At 36.2% G+C, this 20,622-nt stretch carries 17 protein-coding genes; 8 read left to right on the top strand and 9 right to left on the bottom strand.

Annotation, left to right across the window (positions count from 1 at the left end; translation table 11 throughout):
* The 5 genes from HRU49_RS04205 to prfB form a co-directional block, all read right to left on the bottom strand.
* A partial coding sequence (locus HRU49_RS04205) for an outer membrane beta-barrel protein (protein WP_296354473.1) occupies positions 1 to 1,626 on the bottom strand: 1,626 nt, incomplete at its 3' end.
* A gap of 117 nt (positions 1,627 to 1,743) precedes the next feature.
* Entirely contained in the window at positions 1,744 to 2,214 is a 471-nt protein-coding gene (locus tag HRU49_RS04200; RefSeq protein ID WP_296354471.1) for a hypothetical protein, read from the bottom strand.
* A gap of 1 nt (position 2,215) precedes the next feature.
* Positions 2,216 to 2,557: an arsenate reductase (glutaredoxin) gene (gene arsC, locus HRU49_RS04195; RefSeq protein ID WP_296354469.1), complete on the bottom strand. Its 342-nt coding sequence runs from the start codon at positions 2,555 to 2,557 to the stop codon at positions 2,216 to 2,218.
* 2 nt (positions 2,558 to 2,559) lie between these two features.
* The gene (locus HRU49_RS04190) at positions 2,560 to 3,177 is read right to left on the bottom strand and encodes an HAD family phosphatase (protein ID WP_296354467.1); all 618 of its coding nucleotides are present in this window, start codon (positions 3,175 to 3,177) and stop codon (positions 2,560 to 2,562) included.
* Positions 3,178 to 4,288, bottom strand: a protein-coding gene (gene prfB / locus HRU49_RS04185) for a peptide chain release factor 2 (RefSeq protein ID WP_296354466.1) whose coding sequence is annotated in 2 segments (ribosomal slippage) — positions 3,178 to 4,224 and positions 4,226 to 4,288 — 1,110 coding nt in all. Because the reading frame shifts where the segments join, the coding sequence is not laid out codon by codon here.
* A 103-nt stretch (positions 4,289 to 4,391) separates the two neighbouring features.
* Between prfB and HRU49_RS04180 the strand changes: the two genes are divergently transcribed.
* The 3 genes from HRU49_RS04180 to HRU49_RS04170 are packed head-to-tail and all read left to right on the top strand — an operon-like array spanning position 4,392 to position 9,004.
* A complete protein-coding gene (locus HRU49_RS04180; protein ID WP_296354464.1) occupies positions 4,392 to 6,785 on the top strand; it encodes a zinc-dependent metalloprotease in 2,394 nt (797 codons plus the stop codon).
* A 28-nt stretch (positions 6,786 to 6,813) separates the two neighbouring features.
* The gene (locus tag HRU49_RS04175; protein WP_296354462.1) at positions 6,814 to 7,965 is read left to right on the top strand and encodes an ATP-grasp domain-containing protein; all 1,152 of its coding nucleotides are present in this window, start codon (positions 6,814 to 6,816) and stop codon (positions 7,963 to 7,965) included.
* A gap of 19 nt (positions 7,966 to 7,984) precedes the next feature.
* Positions 7,985 to 9,004 carry a GntG family PLP-dependent aldolase gene (locus HRU49_RS04170; RefSeq protein WP_296354460.1) on the top strand — a complete coding sequence of 340 codons (1,020 nt, stop codon included), beginning with the start codon at positions 7,985 to 7,987 and terminating at the stop codon, positions 9,002 to 9,004.
* A 109-nt stretch (positions 9,005 to 9,113) separates the two neighbouring features.
* On the opposite strand, the gene HRU49_RS04165 is transcribed toward HRU49_RS04170, so the two are convergent.
* On the bottom strand, positions 9,114 to 10,283 hold the full coding sequence (locus HRU49_RS04165; RefSeq protein WP_296354458.1) for a hypothetical protein: 1,170 nt from the start codon (positions 10,281 to 10,283) through the stop codon (positions 9,114 to 9,116).
* A gap of 248 nt (positions 10,284 to 10,531) precedes the next feature.
* Entirely contained in the window at positions 10,532 to 10,852 is a 321-nt protein-coding gene (locus tag HRU49_RS04160) for a YbaB/EbfC family nucleoid-associated protein (protein WP_296354456.1), read from the bottom strand.
* 77 nt (positions 10,853 to 10,929) lie between these two features.
* On the opposite strand from HRU49_RS04160, the gene HRU49_RS04155 reads away from it, so the two are divergent.
* From HRU49_RS04155 to HRU49_RS04145, 3 genes are all read left to right on the top strand, one after another.
* A complete protein-coding gene (locus HRU49_RS04155; protein ID WP_296354454.1) occupies positions 10,930 to 12,990 on the top strand; it encodes a S9 family peptidase in 2,061 nt (686 codons plus the stop codon).
* Positions 12,991 to 13,066: 76 nt separating this feature from the next.
* Positions 13,067 to 14,104: a cysteine synthase family protein gene (locus HRU49_RS04150; RefSeq protein ID WP_296354452.1), complete on the top strand. Its 1,038-nt coding sequence runs from the start codon at positions 13,067 to 13,069 to the stop codon at positions 14,102 to 14,104.
* A gap of 204 nt (positions 14,105 to 14,308) precedes the next feature.
* On the top strand, positions 14,309 to 15,568 hold the full coding sequence (locus HRU49_RS04145; protein WP_296354450.1) for an aminotransferase class I/II-fold pyridoxal phosphate-dependent enzyme: 1,260 nt from the start codon (positions 14,309 to 14,311) through the stop codon (positions 15,566 to 15,568).
* Positions 15,569 to 15,625: 57 nt separating this feature from the next.
* Here HRU49_RS04145 and HRU49_RS04140 read toward each other — a convergent pair whose 3' ends face one another.
* Positions 15,626 to 16,744 (bottom strand): GTP cyclohydrolase, encoded by a 1,119-nt coding sequence (locus HRU49_RS04140; protein ID WP_296354448.1) that lies wholly within the window; start codon positions 16,742 to 16,744, stop codon positions 15,626 to 15,628.
* 8 nt (positions 16,745 to 16,752) lie between these two features.
* Positions 16,753 to 17,721, bottom strand: a complete 969-nt coding sequence (locus HRU49_RS04135; RefSeq protein ID WP_296354446.1) for a transporter — start codon at positions 17,719 to 17,721, stop codon at positions 16,753 to 16,755.
* Positions 17,722 to 17,846: 125 nt separating this feature from the next.
* Between HRU49_RS04135 and HRU49_RS04130 the strand changes: the two genes are divergently transcribed.
* Both HRU49_RS04130 and HRU49_RS04125 read left to right on the top strand, forming a co-directional pair.
* Positions 17,847 to 18,119 carry a DUF4834 family protein gene (locus HRU49_RS04130; RefSeq protein WP_296354444.1) on the top strand — a complete coding sequence of 91 codons (273 nt, stop codon included), beginning with the start codon at positions 17,847 to 17,849 and terminating at the stop codon, positions 18,117 to 18,119.
* 72 nt (positions 18,120 to 18,191) lie between these two features.
* A complete protein-coding gene (locus HRU49_RS04125; protein ID WP_296354442.1) occupies positions 18,192 to 20,618 on the top strand; it encodes a YfhO family protein in 2,427 nt (808 codons plus the stop codon).
* Positions 20,619 to 20,622: the final 4 nt, after the last annotated feature.

Genomic DNA, 20,622 nt, shown 5'->3' with positions numbered 1-20,622 from the left:
AATATTTTCATCTTCTGAGAGTTCAAAAGCCAAATTCACCGTAGGAAAGAGCTGGTGGTAGTCTTTCTTTTCAAAATCACCACTGGTCATTTGGTCAATGGTAATGCGTGTGCCTTCGTAGCGTAAACCTAATAAATACGAGAACTTCTCACCTATTTTATTGCCATATTGGGTGTAAAATGCATTCACATGCTGTTTAAAATTTAGCGTATTGGTCTGGTCGGTATTAACTTCAAAGGTTTGGCCTTGGTCAAAACTCTGTTCTACCAAATAATCGGTGAGTAGATCAAAAAATTCACCACGATAACCAAATTCAAACTGTCCGGTTTCTTTAATTGGCTGCACGTAATCGGCTTGTAATAAGATACGATCCTGGCTTTCGTCGGTTTCTACAAATTCAGAATCAAAACCATTTTGGTTAATCAAGGATTGTTCAATCTCTCTACTGTCTTCATACTGAAAATCAAAGGTGAGTTTATGCTGGCTGTCTCCATTAAACTGCTTATCGTAACTTAAAGAATACTGTACGGTCTTATCGTCCTCAAGTTCAGGATCACGACGCTCAATGCGCTCTAAGAGATTATTGTTAGCGTCAAAACGTTCCGTAAGGTTAAAGGTGTTGCTTTCGTCATCACTATCGCGATACACCAAACTTGCGGTTATAGAACTGGTTTCGTTAACATACCACTCAATACCTGTGTTGGTGCTATAGCCTTTACTTTGACGATCAAATTCGCGATCTTCAATTAAAAAGGTACTCGGATCGACTCCATTAAAAAATTCGGTTTCGTTTAGGGCATTTCCTGGAGATTCTCTATAGTTATAACTGGTGGTACTAAAGATATTAACGTCGCCTGTTCTAAAGTTTATATTCCCAGACACACCAGCCTGTGTAGGATAACCACCATTAACTGTTATGGCGCCATTTAAGCCTTGCAACTTACTTCTACGTAGTATAATATTAAGAATACCTGCAGAGCCTTCGGCATCGTAACGTGCCGATGGTGAGGTAATCACTTCCACACGTTCAATCGCTTCTGCTGGTAATTGGCGTAGGGCGTCGGTTGAATTTAAACCTACCAGTCCGGAGGGTTTTCCGTTAATTAAAATACGGACGTCTTCATTTCCTCTTAAGGATACTGCACCTTCTACATCTACAGAAACGGAAGGAACATTATCGAGCACGTCGCTCTCAGTACCACCTCTAACCGTGAGGTCTTTACCAACATTATAGATTTTTTTATCGAGCTTTATTTCTACGGTGGTGCGTTCCGCAACTACAGTTACTTCATCTAAAACGGCTGTATCTAAAGCCAAACTCACTGTACCTAAGTTAATGGAATTGTTTAAGGTTTTATTGAGGTATTCTTTGGTTTTGTAAGAGATGTATTCTACATAAATATTGTAAGTACCTGCTGGGACTTCGATACTAAATTTACCTTTGGTGTCGGTTATGCCCCCAGTGACAACGCTATTATCTGTTGTAGTTTTAAAGGTTATGGTGGCATATTCTAAAGGAATATTGGTGTCAGTTTCTAGGACTTTTCCAGAAACAGTAATGTCTTCTTGCCCATAGCTAATAAGGCTAGATAGCAATAAAGCAGCGCAAAGAATTGATAATCTCATAAAAAGTGGTCAGTGGTTTTTGCTTTTAGATGTGCAAAACTACCTTTACTTGTGGTGAGATTGGTTAATCTTTTGTTAAAGACAAATAGCGATTCTTAATACCTCTATTTAGAGTACTTATCCTTCGTCTTTGTCTTTATTTTTGCGGCGCTTCCTTTTCTTCTTTTTCTCTTTTTTAACTTCCTGTTCGTCGAAGTCTCCCTGAATCATCTCCTTAATTTTGGTCATATCGCCTGTAGAAATGAGGTCTTCAAGATCTTTGAAATGCGAATCATCTAATTTCTTAACCGCTTGCTGACGATCGAAACTACGTTCGTATTTAATTTTGTAGAGCTTTTGTTTTTCGTCGAAATATGAATTGAGGTATTGCTTAATGATTTCTTTTTGAAAATCATCGGCCTCTAAGGTCGTTAAGAAATTAGCAATAAACTCTTCTTTGCGTTCTTCTACTTTGCGCTTGTAATTTTCAATATCCTTATCTGTTGGCTCACGCTGCACAATTGGATTTCCCATCCGGTCTCTGCGTCCTTGACCATATGTATTAAATCCTAAGAGTAGGGCAAAGGCCACAAATACAATTTTCTTCATCTTATAAAATTTTGTTTATAGTCTCTGGTGGTCGGCCCACCACAGCTTTGGTATTATTAATAACTATTGGTCGTTCAATGAGTTTAGGGTGCTGTACCATAGCATCTATGATTTGTGCATCGCTCAAGTGTTTTCCTTTATAATCCGATTTCCAAATGGCTTCATTTTTACGCACCAAGTCCATTGGTGCTATGTCTAATTTTGAAATGATATCTGCTAAGGCATTAGCAGTTAAGGGATCGTCTAGATACTTTACAATTTCAAAATCCTGTCCCGAGGCTTCTATAATGGCTAAGCCTTCTCTGGACTTTTTGCATCTTGGATTATGGTAAATGGTAATCATAATTATAAACTAATATTAAAGTTAGCTAATTGTGTTTGTAACGCTTCTGGTGATTCAAAATGTATGCCATTTATACCTAAAGCTTCTGCGGCTTTTATATTTCTATGGCTATCATCAATAAAAATAGCCTTTTCTGCGACTATGTTAAAACGATTTAAAGTAATCTCATAGATATCTTTAAAGGGTTTTCGTGTGTGTTCTTCACCTGAAACTACAATGCCCTCAAACCAACTTAAAAAGTCGAACTTAATTTGTGCAAAGGGGAAGGTCTCATGACTCCAATTGGTCAAGGCTACTACTTTGTAGTTTGGGTTGGCCACAAGAGATTTAAGAATGGTAACAGTGCCTTGCTTGGCATTTCCGAGCATCTCTGTCCAACGGCCATAATACATTCTGATATAGTTTTCGTACTCTGGAAATAGGGCAATACGTTCTTGCGTGGCTTTGTATAAAGAATAACCTGCATCTTGGTTTTCATTCCAATCGTTGGTGCAAATAGTATCGAAAAACCACTGCATTTTATGTCGGTCTCCTTCAAACTCTTTTAAGAATACATATTCTGGGTTCCAGTCTATGAGCACTCCACCTAAGTCGAATATTATCGTATCTATTGTTTTCATTTATAGCTTATTAGACGTGTCTTCTTTTTGCCCCATCATCATGAGATAAGCCTTTAAAAACGGTTCCAAGTTCCCATCCATTACCGCATCAACATTGCCAGTCTCATGGGCAGATCGGACATCCTTCACCAATTTGTATGGATGCATCACATAATTACGGATTTGGCTTCCCCATTCAATTTTCATTTTACTGGCTTCAATATCATCGCGCTGTGCCATCTGCTTTTGCAATTCAATTTCGTATAATTGCGATTTCAGCATCTGTAATGCACGCGCTCTATTATCGTGCTGCGATCGCGTTTCTGAACACTGAATTTGAATACCTGTAGGTTTATGCAGCAGCTGTACCTTCGTTTCTACCTTATTTACATTTTGTCCTCCAGCACCACTTGATCGTGCTGTTGTGATTTCTATATCTGCTGGATTAATATCTATTTCAATAGAATCATCTACTAAAGGATATACGTAAACTGAGGCAAAACTCGTGTGTCGCTTGGCATTACTATCAAATGGCGATATACGTACCAAGCGATGTACACCATTTTCACCTTTGAGCCATCCAAAAGCATAGTCGCCTTCTATCTCTAAAGTTACTGTTTTAATGCCGGCCACATCACCTTCTTGATGGTTGAGCTCTTTCACCTTATAGCCACTCTTTTCAGCATACATAAAATACATGCGCATCAACATACTAGCCCAATCACAAGATTCAGTACCACCAGCACCAGCCGTAATCTGCAAAACAGCAGATAAGCTATCTCCCTCTTCAGAAAGCATGTTTTTAAATTCTAGCTTTTCAATGGCATTAACAGCTTTACCATAACGCAATTCTACATTGCTGAGTTCTGCTTCCCCTTCTTTATAGAATTCATAAATAACTTCGAGATCTTCAAAAAACTCTTTGGCATTATTATAATCCTTGACCCAGCTCTTTTTTTCTCTAATGGATTTCATCACCTGTTCGGCCTTTTTGGAGTCATTCCAAAAATTAGGATCGAAAGTCTGCTCTTCTTCGTTGGTGATTTCTATAAGCTTAGCATCTAAGTCAAAGATACTGTCTAAGTGTATCTAGACGGGAATTAAGATCTTTTATTTGATCTGATGTTATCATAAAATTGTAGTCTTTGTGCAAATATAAGATGCCCTATTAAAGTGCCATAATTTTGAATGCATTTTTTAGAAATTCCGTAGCTTTAACAATCAATTTAAGCAACATGAAAAAACACTTTTGGCTACTATTGTTTTTTGGTATCTGTTTTCAGGTGAACGCCCAGATTTTAAAGAAAGATAATCTCAAAACCTATGAAGGATTTTTTGACTTTTATTATGAAGACAATACCGATAAAATCTACTTAAAAGTGAAACGTCTTAATCAAGATTTCCTATATGTAAATTCTTTAGCCTCTGGCGTTGGAAGTAATGATATTGGCTTGGATAGAGGGCAATTGGGTAATAACCGCGTGGTCTATTTTGAAAAGGCTGGAAATAAGCTTTTGCTCATACAACCTAATTTAAAGTACCGTGCCAATACCTCTAACCAATTGGAAAAGAAAAGTATTGAGCAAGCTTTTGCGAAATCAGTATTGTTTGGTTTTAAAATATTGTCCCAAGAAAATGGAGAATACATCATTGATATGACACCGTTTTTAATGCAGGATGCGCATCACGTGGCAAATCGATTAAAATCGAGAAAAGAGGGTACCTATAAAATTGATGCGTCTAAAAGTGCTTTAGCTTTAGAGCGCACCAAGGCCTTTCCTAATAATGTAGAATTCGAAGCCTTGCTAACCTTTAAAGGGCAACCAACAGGTCGCAATCTGCGAAGTGTAACTCCAACAGCATCATTGGTTACGGTGGTTCAGCATCACTCTTTTGTCAAATTGCCAGATGGCAACTATAAGCCAAGAGCCTTTGATACGCGCAGTGGTGCCATTTCTATGTCTTACATGGATTATGCCACACCGATTCAAGAATCCATAACAAAGCGATTTGTGATAAGACACCGATTGGAAAAGAAAAACCCTAAACTGCGACGTAGCGAAGCCAAAGAACCAATAATTTATTATCTAGATCCTGGTACTCCAGAGCCTGTGCGTTCGGCTTTATTAGATGGTGCGCGCTGGTGGAACCAAGCGTTTGATGCCATTGGTTTTAAAGACGCCTTTCAGGTAAAGATACTTCCAGATAATGCCGATCCTATGGATTGCCGTTATAACGTGATACAATGGGTACACCGCAGTACAAGAGGGTGGAGTTATGGTGGTTCTGTGGTCGATCCACGAACAGGTGAAATTATAAAAGGGCATGTTAGCTTAGGAAGTCTACGTATTCGGCAAGATTTTATGATTGCCCAAGCTTTGATGAATCAACCTTTTGCTGATCGTGATGACAATTACCAGCCGATGCTAGATATGGCTTTGGCTAGAATACGGCAATTAAGTGCTCATGAAGTAGGGCATACCATAGGATTTGCTCACAATTTTGCAGCAAGTACAAATAATCGCGCGTCTGTAATGGATTATCCACATCCTCAAATAGAGCTTAAGAATGATGAGATAGATTTTAGTGAAGCCTATGCCACAGGTATTGGGGATTGGGATAAGGTGACTGTAGCCTATAGTTATTCCGAATTTGATAGGCGTACTAATGAAACAAAGGCCTTAAATGCTATTTTGAAGAAGGCACAAGATGATGGGCTACGCTTTATAACAGATTCAGATGCTAGAGCTGCTGGAGGGGCTCATGCTTTAGCACATCTTTGGGATAATGGTGCTACGGCTGCTGAAGAGCTCAACAATGTATTAGCTTTACGTGCACAAGCTATTTCGAATTTTTCGGAAGATAATATTAGAAGTTACGAGCCTTACTCTGTGTTAGAAGATGTTTTTGTACCCTTATATTTTTATCATCGTTACCAAGTAGAAGCCGCCACGAAAGTAATTGGCGGATTGGATTATAATTACGCGACAAAAGGCGATGAACAAGCCATAACTAAACCAGTGGCTGTTGCCTTACAACGCGAGACATTAGAAGTTATCCTTAAAACCTTAGAACCAGAAACTTTGGCCATTCCAAAGGATAAATTGGGTCTATTTCCACCTAGAGCTTTTGGCTATGGGAGATCACGAGAGTCTTTTAAAGGGCAAACAGGTGTAACCTTTGATCCCTTGAGTGCTGCCAATACGGCTAGTGATATGACTTTAAAATATTTATTGCATCCACAACGTGCGAATCGCTTGGTGTTACAGAAAAGTTTGGATGATGGACAATTGTCATTAGACGATGTGGTGTCTGTGTTAACACAAAACTTTAGTACAATGAATGACGATGCTTATTTGCAGGAGATTCAGCATCTAGTGAATGTGAATATTTTAAAATACCTTATGAATTTAGCCATTAATACAGAAAGTTATTTTCACACCAAGGCGATTGCTAATAAGAGACTATTAGAATTGTCTCAAAAGTTCGTATCTAAAGACGCCATGAGTATTCAATATGGTATGATGATCAAAGCATATTTTAAGCATCCTGAACAATTTCAAATTGAAATGTCACCTAAGATTCCAGATGGCTCACCAATAGGTAGTTCAGTTTGTAAGTATAATTAAGAATAAAATAAGTTGTGCACATAATTTTATGAAGAGTACTATTAAAACACCAATAAATGTTTTAATTCCAGATGGTGATGATCATACCTCGCTTGTACTTCAAGTACTGAATTGTCTTTCTCTTGAAAAAGAAATAGATGTGTTTGTTATGACATCAAATAAGCACAATTATTTGAAATATTCACGAAATGTAAAGCGTTTATTGTTTTATCCAAAAACAGATACTGCTGGTTGGATTCAAAACATCAATTCAGCAGTAGAAAAGTCACAAATTGATGTGATTCTTCCTGTGTTCGAACTAGGTATTCGAAAATTAATTGTTCATCAGGCACAACTCAAGCATATCGATAAGTTATGTCCCTTGCCAGGTTTGAAGGAATTTGAAATAGCAATAGAAAAAGGCGCCTTATATCTTCATTTAAAAAAAAATGGTATAGCATGCCCTAAAAGTGTAATTGTAAAATCCAAAAGCATTCCTGAAGATTTGAATTTTGATTTTCCTGTTATCGTAAAACCAGTTACAGGTTTTGGTGGTGGACAACAAATTAAAGTTTTAATTGATAAAGACGCTGTGAATGCGTATTGTGAGACACGAACTTATGCATGTGATACAATTATTCAGGAGTATATTGAAGGTTATGATATTTCGTGTAATGTTTTATGTCTTGACGGTGAGATTGAGACATATAACATGCAAAGAGGTAGCGTTTATCTTCGAGAGGAATCCAGTCCACAGATTGGTTTCGATTTTTTTGACGAACCCGAAGTATACAAATTACTTTCTAAACTTATGAAGAGTATGCAATGGTCAGGTGTAGCAAATGTTGATGTGCGATTCGATAGATTGGACAATACATATAAGGTCATAGAAATTAATCCTAGGTTTTGGATAAATACAGATGCATCAGCTATTGCTGGAATTAATTTTCCGTACTTATGCTGTTTGCTTACTTTGAACGCAATAATTCCTAATGACAAAGGGTTGCGAATACCCTACTTTAATCTTAAAGGATTAACAAGGCAGGTCGTAAAACAGCCAAGACTATTATTTAATTTTAGATTTTTAAAAAGAAACACATCATTAGGCTTTGCTTTGAAAGACCCTTTACCAATGATTTACAAGTTTTTTTGGCGAACAAAAAATGTAATAGTCTCTAAAATTGAGAAATCAACGAGTTAATTTTATAAAAAAAACACAAATGAAAATAGATTTACGGAGTGATACACTGACTAAACCTACGAATGGTATGCTAGAGGCCATGTTAAGTGCTAGGGTTGGAGATGATGTATATAAGGAGGATCCATCAATGAATACCCTTGAGCGGCGTTTAGCGGAACTATTTGGTATGGACGAAGCTTTGTTTTTTCCAACAGGGAGTATGGCTAACCAGACGGCATTAAAACTTCATACCAATCCAGGGGAACAAGTTATTTGTGATAAGTATGCTCATATTTATAATTATGAGGGTGGTGGTGCTTCATTTAACAGTGGCATTTCATGTAAACTCATCGATGGTCATCGTGGTATGTTTACAGCTAATCAAGCGGAAATTTCAATAAATCCTCCAGATTTTTATCATAGTCCATTAACCTCTTTAATTGCTGTTGAAAACACAACCAATAAAGGTGGTGGTGCGTGTTGGGATTTTGAAGAATTGAAACAAATTAAAGAGGTTGCTAATCGCCATAATTTGGGGTTTCATCTTGATGGAGCCCGACTTTGGAATGCGCTTATTGCAAAAAATGAAAATCCTAAGCAATATGGTGAATTATTTGATACGATTTCTGTCTGCTTGAGCAAAGGCTTAGGATGTCCTATTGGATCTGTTTTATTAGGTAATAAAGATCTTATGAAAGGGGCAATGCGTGTGCGTAAAATTCTAGGTGGCGGTATGCGTCAGGTCGGTTATTTAGCCGCTGCAGGCTTATATGCTCTAGATAATCATTTGGAGCGTTTGGCAGAAGATCATAAAAAAGCTAAAGCCATTGGTGAGGTTCTTAAAAAGATGGCATCTGTAAAAAAGGTAGAGCCTGTAGAAACCAACATTATCATTTTTGAATTAAAAGATCATATTGATGAAACGGAGTTTTTAAATAAACTTAGCGAAAAGCACATCCACATAATTGGTATGGGAAGTCGTAAGCTAAGAATGGTGACGCATTTAGACTATACTGATGACATGCATATGAAGCTTTTATTAGCATTACAAGAGTTATAAAAAAGAATTTCATAGAGAGCAAAAAAAGAGGAGACGTTTGGGTCTCCTCTTTTGTTATTGTTAATTGCTACATATTTAGTCTTAGCATCAGAGATTTTTAATTTCTGAATTACCACCAGCAGTGATAGTTGTTTTCGTACTCACATAATTCTCCACCATGTGTACTTGTACCTTCAACAACTTCGATTACACCACGCTTATAGCCAGGTCCAATATTTAAGTTACAATCTGTTCTAAATTTAGTGTAGTAACACCCGTTTAAGAAAACATATATCCACTTACCAAACGAGCCATCATGGTTATAGCCTTCTACTGAGAAATCTTGACCAGCATTTACAATATCATTGTAGATTAAAACGCCATAACAAGTATTTTCATAACGCTGAACTAATTGTACTCTATAGCTTCTGTGCCAATCCCAGTTAAAAGTAATATGATCTACTTTACCGATACAATCACTACAAGGTTGCTCAGTAACTTCTACAGTTATTACAACTGATTGTTTACCTTCAGGCACTAATACAACGGCTAATTGCTCACCATAAGTTGGTACAAAACCATCACCATTATTCAGAGCCAAGTCTCTAAGTTCTTCAGCTTTAGCAATATCGTTACCATCAGCATTCCAGTTTCCAGTTGGATCACTTAAGAACGTACAAACTTGACATACTGAGTCGTCTACTAATAGCCAAATTGCATACTGAATATGACCAAAAGTATACTCGCCTAGTCCATTAGGACTACTTTCACCAACAATTGTTTGGTTTAATAACCAGTTTACTTTATCAAAATTTTCCGGTACTTCAAATCTTCCTTCTGGTAAATCACCATAAGATGAATACACATCAAAATCTAAAGTTTCATTAGCATTTAGGCTTAAATCCTGATCAGCGCACCATGCTGGGATTTCTGTTCCAGATAAAAATCCAGATGGGTCAGAGATTGATAAATCGAAGTAAGCATTAGCACCAGGCTTTGCTGTTGTAGTTACATTTACAGTTTCAGGTAATAAAGACTCGATGTAAGCAATTTCCGAATTAGCAGTAGTTGAATTAAGAACAGCTACAGAGAGACCATCATTTTCTCTTTCAGCAACTTCTTGTGTTGCAGGATCAAAGACTAAGTCTGCGTCTAATTCACCATCCCCAACAACCCTTCCGTCAATTTCACGGATAGCACCTCTTTGCTCGTCAAGGCTTTGTTCTTCGGTTGATTCGTTTTGACACGATGCGAAAATAGCAAGCATCGTCAATAAGATTAATTTAGATAATTGTTTCATTACAAGTAATTTTAGTTAATAGCATCTATGAAACAAATATATATCTTAACATTTGATAATCAGCACTTTTTAGTTCAAGCGCAAAAGTTTCGGATATGACCAGTTTAACAGGTAGTTAGTCGATTATATATGTTGTTAAGGGGTAATTTTATCCCCTGTGTTATGTGGTAAAATATTAAAAAGTTTTATTTAGAATTATTATCAGGGATTGTTAAATAATTGGCTCATAGTACATTAAAATCGGATTACTAAAACATATCCATTCCTGGAATATTAGGAATTCCAGCTTTAGCCACAGCTGCTATTTCGGCTTCATGCACACTAGTAGCTTTCTCAATAGCCTTATTTAAGGTAAGAATTAAATAATCTTCAAGCATATCTTTATCTTGTAACAGCTCGTCATCTATAGCAATAGATTTAATTGTACGGTTTGCTGTAATAGTAACTTTTAGTTTATGGTCATTACTTTCTTCGTCTATAAGTACGGTATGTAGCCGTTCTTTGGTCTCTTCAACTTTTTTTTGAGCGTCTTTCAATTTACTCATCATACCCATCATATCTCCAAACATAATCGCTTCTTTTTAATTATTACGATGCAAAATTAGTAAATTGCGCCACTTTATAGATTAAAATTTTCCTAAAAATAATGGCATCCAATTCTATAATAAAGGCACCGTTAGCGAAAAAAAAACCGCAACAATTAGAGAAGCATAACGACATACGTATCGATAATTATTTTTGGATGAAGGATAGGGAACATCCTGAAGTCATAAATTACTTAAATGCTGAAAATGCCTATTGTGATGAGTCTATGGCGCATACAAAAGCCTTTCAAAAGGATCTTTTTGAGGAAATGAAGGGAAGGATAAAAGAGGATGATTCTTCTGTACCTTACAAATACAATGGGTATTGGTACATTACAAAATTTGAAAAGGGAAAAGATTATCCTATTTATTTGCGTAAGAAAGATAGTTTGGATAATCCTGAAGAATTACTATTTGATTGTAATGCGATGGCAGAGGGAGAGCGCTATTTTAAATTAGCAGGAATTAGCATAAGCCCTGATAATACCTTAGTCTCTTTCGGAATTGATAAAACAGGGCGTCGTAATTATACCATATATGTAAAAGATCTTACGACTGGGCAAATAAAGTCCGATGCCATACCTAATACGACAGGTTCATCGAGTTGGGCAAATGATAACCAAACTTTATTTTACACTAAAAAAGATGAGGTTACCTTAAGAGCCTATCAAATTTATAGACATACCTTGGGTAAAACTAAGGATGTGTTAGTGTTTCAAGAGGAAGACGATACCTACGGGACAACGGTTTATAAATCCAAATCCAGAAAATATATTATCATTGCGTGTTATAGTACATTAACTAATGAGTATCATCTACTCAACGCAAATGATCCGAATGGTAAGTTTGAGGTGTTTTATCCGAGAGTACGTGGGTTAGAATACAGTATTTCACATTATCAAGATCAATTTTACATTTTAACCAATAAGGACAAGGCCACTAACTTTAAACTGATGCGATGCAATGAATCGGATAGGGTTATGGAAAGTTGGGAAGAAGTCATAGCACATAGAGCAGATACCCTGATCGAAAACGTAGATATTTTTAAAGACTTCTTGGTAGTTAGTGAGCGACGAAATGGTCTTAACCAAATTCGAATAATGCGGTGGGATAATACTGATGATTACTATTTGCCTTTTGATAATGAAACGTATACAGCCTATACGACTACTAATGTTGAGTTCGACACTAACATACTTAGGTTTGGTTATAACGCACTTACAACTCCTGCTTCAGTCATTGAGTTTAATATGATTTCTAAAGAAAGGCGTGTTCTTAAAGAGCAGGAAGTTTTAGGCGGGGCATTTAACAAGGACAATTACGTGTCTGAACGTATTTGGGCAACTGCTAATGATGGTACAAAAATTCCAATATCCTTGGTCTATAAAAAGGGTGTTAAAAAAGATGGAAACAGCCCATTGTTACAATATGCATATGGCAGTTATGGATCGACAGTAGATCCCTATTTTTCAACGATTCGATTGAGCTTGTTAGATCGAGGGTTTATTTATGCCATTTCTCATGTACGAGGAGGTGAGTATTTAGGTAGACCTTGGTATGAAGATGGAAAACTTCTAAAAAAGAAAAATACGTTTACTGATTTTATTGCGTGCTCTGTCTATTTAATTAAGGAACGATTTACCTCTTCTAAGCATCTTTATGCTATGGGTGGAAGTGCTGGGGGATTGTTAATGGGAGTTGTTATTAATGAAGCCCCAGAACTCTATAACGGAGTTGTTGCCGCCGTCCCTTTTGTGGATGTAATTACCACGATGTTAGATGATTCTATTCCGTTAACGACTGGAGAATATGATGAATGGGGTAATCCTAACGATAAGCTCTATTATGACTATATGAAGTCGTATTCACCTTACGATAATGTGACGTCTAAATCTTATCCAAATATGCTAGTTACCGCTGGATTGCACGATTCTCAGGTCCAATATTGGGAACCTGCAAAATGGGTTGCAAAATTACGTGAATTAAAAACAGATAGTAACCAATTGTACCTTAAAACCAACATGAATGCAGGTCATGGTGGAGCCTCTGGAAGATTCGAAAGTCTTAAGGAAGAGGCTGAAGAATTTGCCTTCCTTTTAGATTTGGAAGGTATTTCGAGCTAGTTCAAAAAAAAATGTTACTTTTGCAAGGTTTTATGTGTCTATACGACTTCGTTTTAGATAACAGAAATTAACATTTATGGAGAACAACAAAAATGTATTTGATAATGTATTACAGTTAATAGGTAGTACACCCCTTATCAAACTCAATAAAATGACCTCTGATTTTGATGGTAACTTTTTCGCAAAAGTTGAAGCATTTAACCCAGGTCATTCCTCTAAAGATAGAATAGCATTACACATCATTGAAGAAGCTGAGCGTCAGGGAATTTTATCTCCTGGCGATACGATTATTGAAACGACTTCTGGTAATACGGGTTTCAGTATCGCTATGGTGAGTATCATTAAAGGATATGAGTGTATCCTTGCTGTAAGTTCTAAATCTTCAGCTGATAAGATTGACATGTTAAAGTCAATGGGTGCGAAGGTTTATGTTTGTCCAGCTCATGTTAACGCTGATGATCCTAGATCCTATTATCAGGTTGCTAAACGCTTACATGAAGAAATTAAAGGTTCTATTTATATTAACCAGTACTTCAATCAATTAAACATTGATGCACATTATAATTCAACGGGTCCAGAGATATGGAATCAAACTAACGGTGAAATTACGCACTTAGTTGCTTGTAGTGGAACAGGTGGAACGATTTCTGGTATTGCAAAATACTTGAAGGAGCAAAATCCAAATGTAAAGATTATAGGTGTTGATGCTTATGGTTCTGTTTTAAAGAAGTACCATGAAACACGTGAGTTTGATGAAAAGGAGATTTATCCATATCGGATAGAAGGCTTAGGAAAGAATTTAATCCCGACGGCAACAGATTTCGATTTAATAGATAAGTTTGTTAAAGTAACAGACGAAGAGAGTGCACATACAGCAAGAGAAATTTCTAATACGGAAGGTATATTCGTTGGTTATACTAGTGGTGCTGCAATGCAAGCATTAAAACAATTAAATGCTGAAGGCGAATTTAAGGCAACAGATAAGATTGTTGTGGTGTTCCCAGATCATGGGTCACGATATATGAGTAAAGTGTATAGCGATAAATGGATGTCTGATCAAGGCTTTTTTGACAGTAAAAATGAAGTGTCTACTACAATTCAGTATGTGAAGTAGTAGGTTATAAAAATATAAGGCCTACCTTGGTTGGTAGGCTTTTTTTATGTTTAAAACTTAGTGAATAGTTCAAGTAAATAATATTATGCATTCATAATATTATTACCTAATTTTGCGCACAGTAATAAAATTAAAATAACTAAGACTATTTAACTTTTCTATGTGTTTTGTAACATAGAACAGGGTTAATGGCAAACGTATTGTATGAAGGATTTATTTGATAAGATTTACAGAGATAAAGGACCATTAGGTAAATGGGCAGCACAAGCTGAAGGTTATTTCGTATTTCCTAAGTTAGAAGGGGAGATTTCTAACAGAATGAAATTCCAAGGAAAAGAAGTTATTACCTGGAGTATAAATGATTACTTAGGATTAGCAAATCATCCTGAAGTAAGAAAAGTAGATGCTGAAGCAGCTGCTAAGTATGGATCTGCTTATCCAATGGGTGCGAGAATGATGTCTGGTCATACCGATTTGCATGAACAGTTGCAGAACGAACTTGCTCAGTTTGTTAGTAAAGAGGCAGCTTATTTACTTAATTTTGGTTACCAAGGAATCATGTCTACGATTGATGCTTTGGTTGCTAAAGATGATATAATCGTTTATGATGTCGATGCACATGCATGTATTATTGATGGTGTAAGACTGCATATGGGTAAACGCTTTACCTATAAGCATAATGACGTTGAGAGTTTGGAGAAAAACTTAGAGCGTGCTACAAAAATGGCCGAGCAAACAGGCGGAGGTATTTTAGTCATATCTGAAGGTGTGTTTGGTATGCGTGGTGAGCAAGGGCGGTTAAAGGAAATCGTTGCTTTAAAGAAGAAATTTAACTTTAGATTATTGGTTGATGATGCACACGGATTTGGAACCCTAGGTGCTACAGGTGCAGGCGCAGGCGAGGAGCAAGGAGTTCAAGACGATATCGATGTGTATTTTGCAACTTTTGCTAAGTCTATGGCGAGTACTGGTGCATTTATTGCTGGTGATAAAGAAATTATAGATTTCCTAAAATATAATTTACGTTCTCAAATGTTTGCCAAGTCATTACAAATGACTTTAACAGTTGGTGCCTTAAAACGTTTAGAGATGTTGCGTACTATGCCAGAACTTAAAAAGAATCTTTGGACCATTGTTGACGCTTTACAGTCTGGTTTAAAAGCACGTGGCTTTGATATAGGAACGACTCAAAGTTGTGTAACGCCTGTATATCTTAAAGGAAGTATTCCAGAAGCCATGGCTTTAGTAAAAGATCTAAGAGAAAATCACGGAATATTCTGTTCTATAGTGGTTTATCCTGTAATACCTAAAGGTTTAATTCTACTTAGAATGATTCCAACAGCAACGCATACTTTAGAAGATGTTAAAGAAACTTTAGATGCTTTTGATGCGATTAGAGATCGCCTTGAAAACGGTACTTACCGCAGGATGTCTGCTGCATTAATAGCAGCCATGGGTGAGTAAAGATCTAATAATTGTTATGATAATAAAAATGCCTTATCAGTATTGATAAGGCATTTTTTATATAGGTTTACTCATAGTACATCGTCTTTTATGCACTGTTGGATTGAAGTGTTTCCATAATTGATGGATTGCTGTATTATCCGCTAGTTCTGGACCTCTAATACATTGCTCAACACCTTTTTTCTCAAATTCGTTATAAAATTCATTAAAGATAATGGCAGTAACCCCTTTATTCTGGTACTCTGGAAGTACACCAATTAAATAGAAGGTTACTGATTTTGAATGTTTTTTTGCGTGCATAATATGCCTAAATCCAAAAGGGAATAACTTACCCTTCATTTTTTGTAATGCCTCTGCAAATGACGGCGTAACGATAGCAAATGCAATTAACTTGTCGTTTTCGTCAACCACAAACTTCACATACTCTGGATTAAGAAAGGGTAAAAACTTTTTCTTAAAATAGGCTTTTTGTTCAGGATTAATAGCTACGAACGATGAGAGTTTCGCATGAGACGTTTCGAAAACATCGAACATTTCATCTGCATAAGCCATGATATCCTTAGTGGTTTTAAAATCTAAGGCTTTAAGTTTATATCTGCGCTTTATTAAATCCTGTATCTTATTAAAATTCTCTGGGTTAATATTGCTAAATGGGAACTTGTTTTCCACATATTTTTTAGAAACTTGTAACCCGTAAGCTTCATAATGTGCTTGATAATACGGATGGTTATACCAGGTTATCATAGTACCAATATGATCAAATCCTTCTGTCATTACCCCAACTTTATCAAGGTTAGAAAACCCAACAGGACCTTCAATAAATTCTAAATTATTGAATATTCCGATTTCAGTAATCTTATCTAATAGGGCTTGGGAAACCGTCTTGTCATCAATAAAGTCAAACCAACCAAAGCGCATTTTTTTTATCCCTTGTTGCTTGACTTCAATCCAATTAATTATAGCAGAAACGCGGCCAACAATATCCTTTCCTTTATAGGCCAAAAAGAATCTCGCCTCTGCATCCTTAAAAACAGGGTTCTGTTCTTTGTTGAAGGTTTTTAATTCTTGACTTATAATTGGTGGCACCCAATACGGAGAATCATGATAAAGTTTGAAAGGAAACTTAACAAACGCTTTTAGATCTTTTTTTGATGTTACTTCTTTAATGGTAATCATACAGCTAATTATATTCCATCAGAATCAAATTCGTCTTCTGTCTTTTTCCTATTTTTTCGCTTTTTCTTGTAATTACCAGTATTTCCATTTCCATTATCGATTTTCTTGTCTTTGTGAAAATCTAGTCTGTAAGAAGCACCAAATGCTATATTGAATACAGAAGGTGTATCTTTAGTGTTAAATGCAATATTTGCGTCTAATTGAAAGTCTTTATTCCAAAGATATGCACCACCAATTCTGAAGATGTTATCTGCATAAAAATCACTACTTATACCTTGTGCCTCACCAAATACAACCCATTGTGGAGTGAAGGAATGCGTTAGTGTAAAAATATATTGAAATTCAGAAAATTCAGATCCTATTCGATCCTTAATTAAGTTCATAACAAACACCCAACCCCCATTAAAATTATTTTGTGTGGCAATCATGACCTTTGGACTAAAACCTTCTACATCTGGTGCTGTGTATGGGTTGTCTTTTGTGTCAAAATTAGCACCTGCATAGACAGCAACCGCTGGAATTAGTGATTTCCATTGAAATTTACGGTTGGCATGATAACTATATAAGTTTGGTTTTGCTTCCTCAGCATTTTTATAAGGGTCATATACCAGATATTTAGCTCCTAAAGTAAAATTTCTAAAATTTGAACGGTCACGTTCTACTGCAACTGAAGCGCTGTTAAATGTTATCTGATCGTTTTGATAAGCACCATCGAGCAAAATTTCCAGTTGTTCAAACAATAATCCGTAGCGAACAGAAAAGTCAAGTCCAAAACCTGCAACCTCGTATTCTAAAGGAACATGTTCTTCCTTTACTGTAAAAGCACCGACTTCAAATTGAATTACATTAACACCCACAGCAAAGGCACTTTCAGAAAGTCCAGGTCTGTTAGAATTTATGACCTCAGTATACTGAGCATAGGACATCGAGTAAGTTAGAATCAGTATTAAGATAGAAATTGATTTGAGTATGCGCATGTACTTTTGGTTTGAATTCAAATATATATAATTTATACTTTTTTTAAGGATTAATAACGGATTATACGTAACTATAATTGTATTTTTGATACTAACATTATAAAATACGATAAGAAGCTTCGGCTATGGGTTTACTAAGAACAGTATTAATAATTTTACTTATCTGGTTTGGTCTAAAGATATTATCCCGACTATTTGCTCCGGTTTTGATGAAATTTGTTGCAAAGAAGGCGGAGGAACGCTTTGGACAACAATTTGGAGATTTTCAAAATCAAGCACAGCAACGTGCAGATCAAAAGCGTAGGGAAGGTGAAACGGTTATTGATACAATGCCAAAACAAAATAAGGCTTCTAATGAGAAAGTGGGGGAGTATATCGATTTTGAAGAAATCGAATAATATTACTTGAATCCCATTCTAATTCTTTACTAAAAATTAGTTACTTTTCGGAATCAATAATATAAAGATTTCATGTCATTTTCTTTCAAACGTTTATTGCCACATTTACTAGTTCTAACTGGTTTTGTGGTTCTATCATTAGCGTATTTCAGTCCAGTTTTACAAGGTAAAAAAATATTCCAGAGTGATATTATGCATTACATTGGAATGGCGCAGCAGCAGAAAGAATATGCGAAAACTACAGGTGAAGAAACGTATTGGACCAATAGTGCGTTTGGTGGTATGCCAACCTATCAGTTAGGGGCTAAATACCCTCATAATTACATTAAAAAGCTCGATTTATCCTTGCGCTTTTTACCAAGACCTGCAGATTACTTGTTCCTTTACTTTTTAGGATTTTACATGTTACTATTAGCCTTAAAGGTTGACTTTAAACTAGCCGCACTTGGTGCCTTAGCTTTCGGATTTTCAACGTATTTAATTATTATTCTTGGTGTGGGACATAATGCAAAAGCCCATGCAATAGCCTATATGCCAATGGTATTGGCCGGAATAATACTCACATTCCGGAAGAACTATGTTCTCGGATTTTTACTGACAACAGTTGCACTTGGTTTAGAAATTGTTGCCAATCACTTTCAAATGACTTATTACTTATTGTTATTGGTGTTAGTCCTTGGCTTGGTTTATTTGATTGATGCTTATAAGAAGAAATTATTGCCGCATTTTTTTAAATCTGTAGGCTTACTTTCTGTTGCTGCTATTCTTGCGGTTGGACTCAATGCCACTAATATCATGGCCACCCAAGAATACGTCAAAGAAAGTACCCGAGGTCAAAGCGAGTTAACCATAAATGTGGATGGCAGTGCTAAGGAAGCTACCAGTGGTTTAAGTAAAGATTACATCACTGAATACAGTTACGGACTTACGGAGACATTCAACTTATTCATTCCAAAGTTTATGGGTGGTGGTAATTCTGAAGATATTGGTAAAGACTCTGAAACATATAAGACATATGTTACTATGGGTGCGTCACCAATTGAAGCATTGGATTTGTCGCGTAATGCACCTATGTATTGGGGAGATCAACCTATAGTCGAGGCTCCGGCTTATGTTGGTGCCGTAATTATCTTCTTATTTGTACTAGGACTGTTTTTAGTAAAGGGTCGATTGAAATGGTGGTTGGTAGGTGGAACAATCTTATCCTTACTACTCTCTTACGGAAAGAATTTAGGGTTTCTAACGGACTTCTTTATTGATTATGTACCGCTTTACGATAAGTTTAGAGCGGTAAGTTCAATTCAAGTGATTTTAGAACTATGCATTCCTGTATTAGGAATATTTGCATTAGTGCGTCTTTTCAATGACTTTGAAAAAGATGGCGAAAAGCTAAAGGCACTCAAGTATACCATTGCTATAACAGCAGGTTTATGCTTGATTTTCTTGTTGTTCAAATCAACTTTCTTCGACTTTAAAAGCTTTAGAGACCAAGGCATTCCTGAGCCTTTGATAGATGCTTTAATAAAAGACAGAAAGACACTATTTAATGCAGATACTATTAGAAGTTTGATTTTAGTGTTGTTGTCTGCTGGTACTATTTATGTATTCTTGAAAAAGAAATTATCTGAAGTGCTTGTTGTAGTTGTTTTTGGTGTGTTGATTTTGTTTGATCAGGTGAGCATTAATAAATCGTATGTGAATAATGAGGACTTTGTTTCAGCTATCAGCGTCGATAAGCCTTATCAACCTAATGCTGCTGATAAGAAAATATTAAAAGATAAAGGCCATTATCGTGTCCTAGACATGTCATCTGAGGGACAGCGTCGCCCTGGTCGCGCAGCCTATTTTCACAATTCTTTATTTGGTTACCATGCTGCTAAATTAGGCCGTTACAATGAGCTTATGGAATTTCATATTTATAATAATAATATGAATGTTCTTAATATGCTTAATACAAAATATATCATTGCCGAAGACCAAGGACAGATTTTTCCATATGATAATCCCGATGCAAACGGTAATGCTTGGTTTGTGTCATCTTTACATGTATTAAAGGATTCTAATGAAGAAATTCAAATACTTGATTCTTTAGATACAAAGCGTGCTGCAGTTACGAGTATGAATAATTGGAGTTTGAAACAGAAGCAGTTTAATTATTCAGTTGATTCTACAGCTTCCATCGGTTTAAAAGAATTTAAGCCAAACTATTTAAAATACGAATCAACAAATCCAAATCAAGGTTTCGTAGTGTTTTCTGAGATTTATTACGCAAATGGTTGGAACGCTTATATCGATGGAGAATTGGCCACGCATATTCGTGTGAATTATGTGCTGCGTGGTATGGAAGTCCCATCCGGTAATCATACCATTGAGTTTAAGTTTGAGCCGCGAGTTGTAAAGACGGGAAGCTCTATTGCCTTAGCAAGTTCTGCATTATTGGGGATTTTAGTTTTGTTAGCAATTGCCTTTCAATTAAAACAGCGTAAAGAACCAGCGTAATTGG

It is taken from the genome of Winogradskyella sp. (genome assembly GCF_013213975.1).
Taxonomy (GTDB): Bacteria; Bacteroidota; Bacteroidia; order Flavobacteriales; family Flavobacteriaceae; genus Winogradskyella.
The sequence above is the reverse complement of the archived record's forward strand: the minus strand, read 5'-3'. Positions and strand labels throughout refer to the sequence as shown.

Bases quoted from the DNA above. Each gene is read 5' to 3' on its own strand.
- HRU49_RS04155 (WP_296354454.1), top strand. From the start codon at position 10,930: ATGGCATCCAATTCTATAATAAAGGCACCGTTAGCGAAAAAAAAACCG.
- HRU49_RS04140 (WP_296354448.1), bottom strand. From the start codon at position 16,744: ATGATTACCATTAAAGAAGTAACATCAAAAAAAGATCTAAAAGCGTTT.
- HRU49_RS04190 (WP_296354467.1), bottom strand. From the start codon at position 3,177: ATGAAAACAATAGATACGATAATATTCGACTTAGGTGGAGTGCTCATA.
- HRU49_RS04135 (WP_296354446.1), bottom strand. From the start codon at position 17,721: ATGCGCATACTCAAATCAATTTCTATCTTAATACTGATTCTAACTTAC.
- HRU49_RS04175 (WP_296354462.1), top strand. From the start codon at position 6,814: ATGAAGAGTACTATTAAAACACCAATAAATGTTTTAATTCCAGATGGT.
- arsC (WP_296354469.1), bottom strand. From the start codon at position 2,557: ATGATTACCATTTACCATAATCCAAGATGCAAAAAGTCCAGAGAAGGC.
- HRU49_RS04160 (WP_296354456.1), bottom strand. From the start codon at position 10,852: ATGTTTGGAGATATGATGGGTATGATGAGTAAATTGAAAGACGCTCAA.
- HRU49_RS04200 (WP_296354471.1), bottom strand. From the start codon at position 2,214: ATGAAGAAAATTGTATTTGTGGCCTTTGCCCTACTCTTAGGATTTAAT.
- HRU49_RS04150 (WP_296354452.1), top strand. From the start codon at position 13,067: ATGGAGAACAACAAAAATGTATTTGATAATGTATTACAGTTAATAGGT.
- HRU49_RS04145 (WP_296354450.1), top strand. From the start codon at position 14,309: ATGAAGGATTTATTTGATAAGATTTACAGAGATAAAGGACCATTAGGT.
- HRU49_RS04165 (WP_296354458.1), bottom strand. From the start codon at position 10,283: ATGAAACAATTATCTAAATTAATCTTATTGACGATGCTTGCTATTTTC.
- HRU49_RS04180 (WP_296354464.1), top strand. From the start codon at position 4,392: ATGAAAAAACACTTTTGGCTACTATTGTTTTTTGGTATCTGTTTTCAG.
- HRU49_RS04130 (WP_296354444.1), top strand. From the start codon at position 17,847: ATGGGTTTACTAAGAACAGTATTAATAATTTTACTTATCTGGTTTGGT.
- HRU49_RS04125 (WP_296354442.1), top strand. From the start codon at position 18,192: ATGTCATTTTCTTTCAAACGTTTATTGCCACATTTACTAGTTCTAACT.
- HRU49_RS04170 (WP_296354460.1), top strand. From the start codon at position 7,985: ATGAAAATAGATTTACGGAGTGATACACTGACTAAACCTACGAATGGT.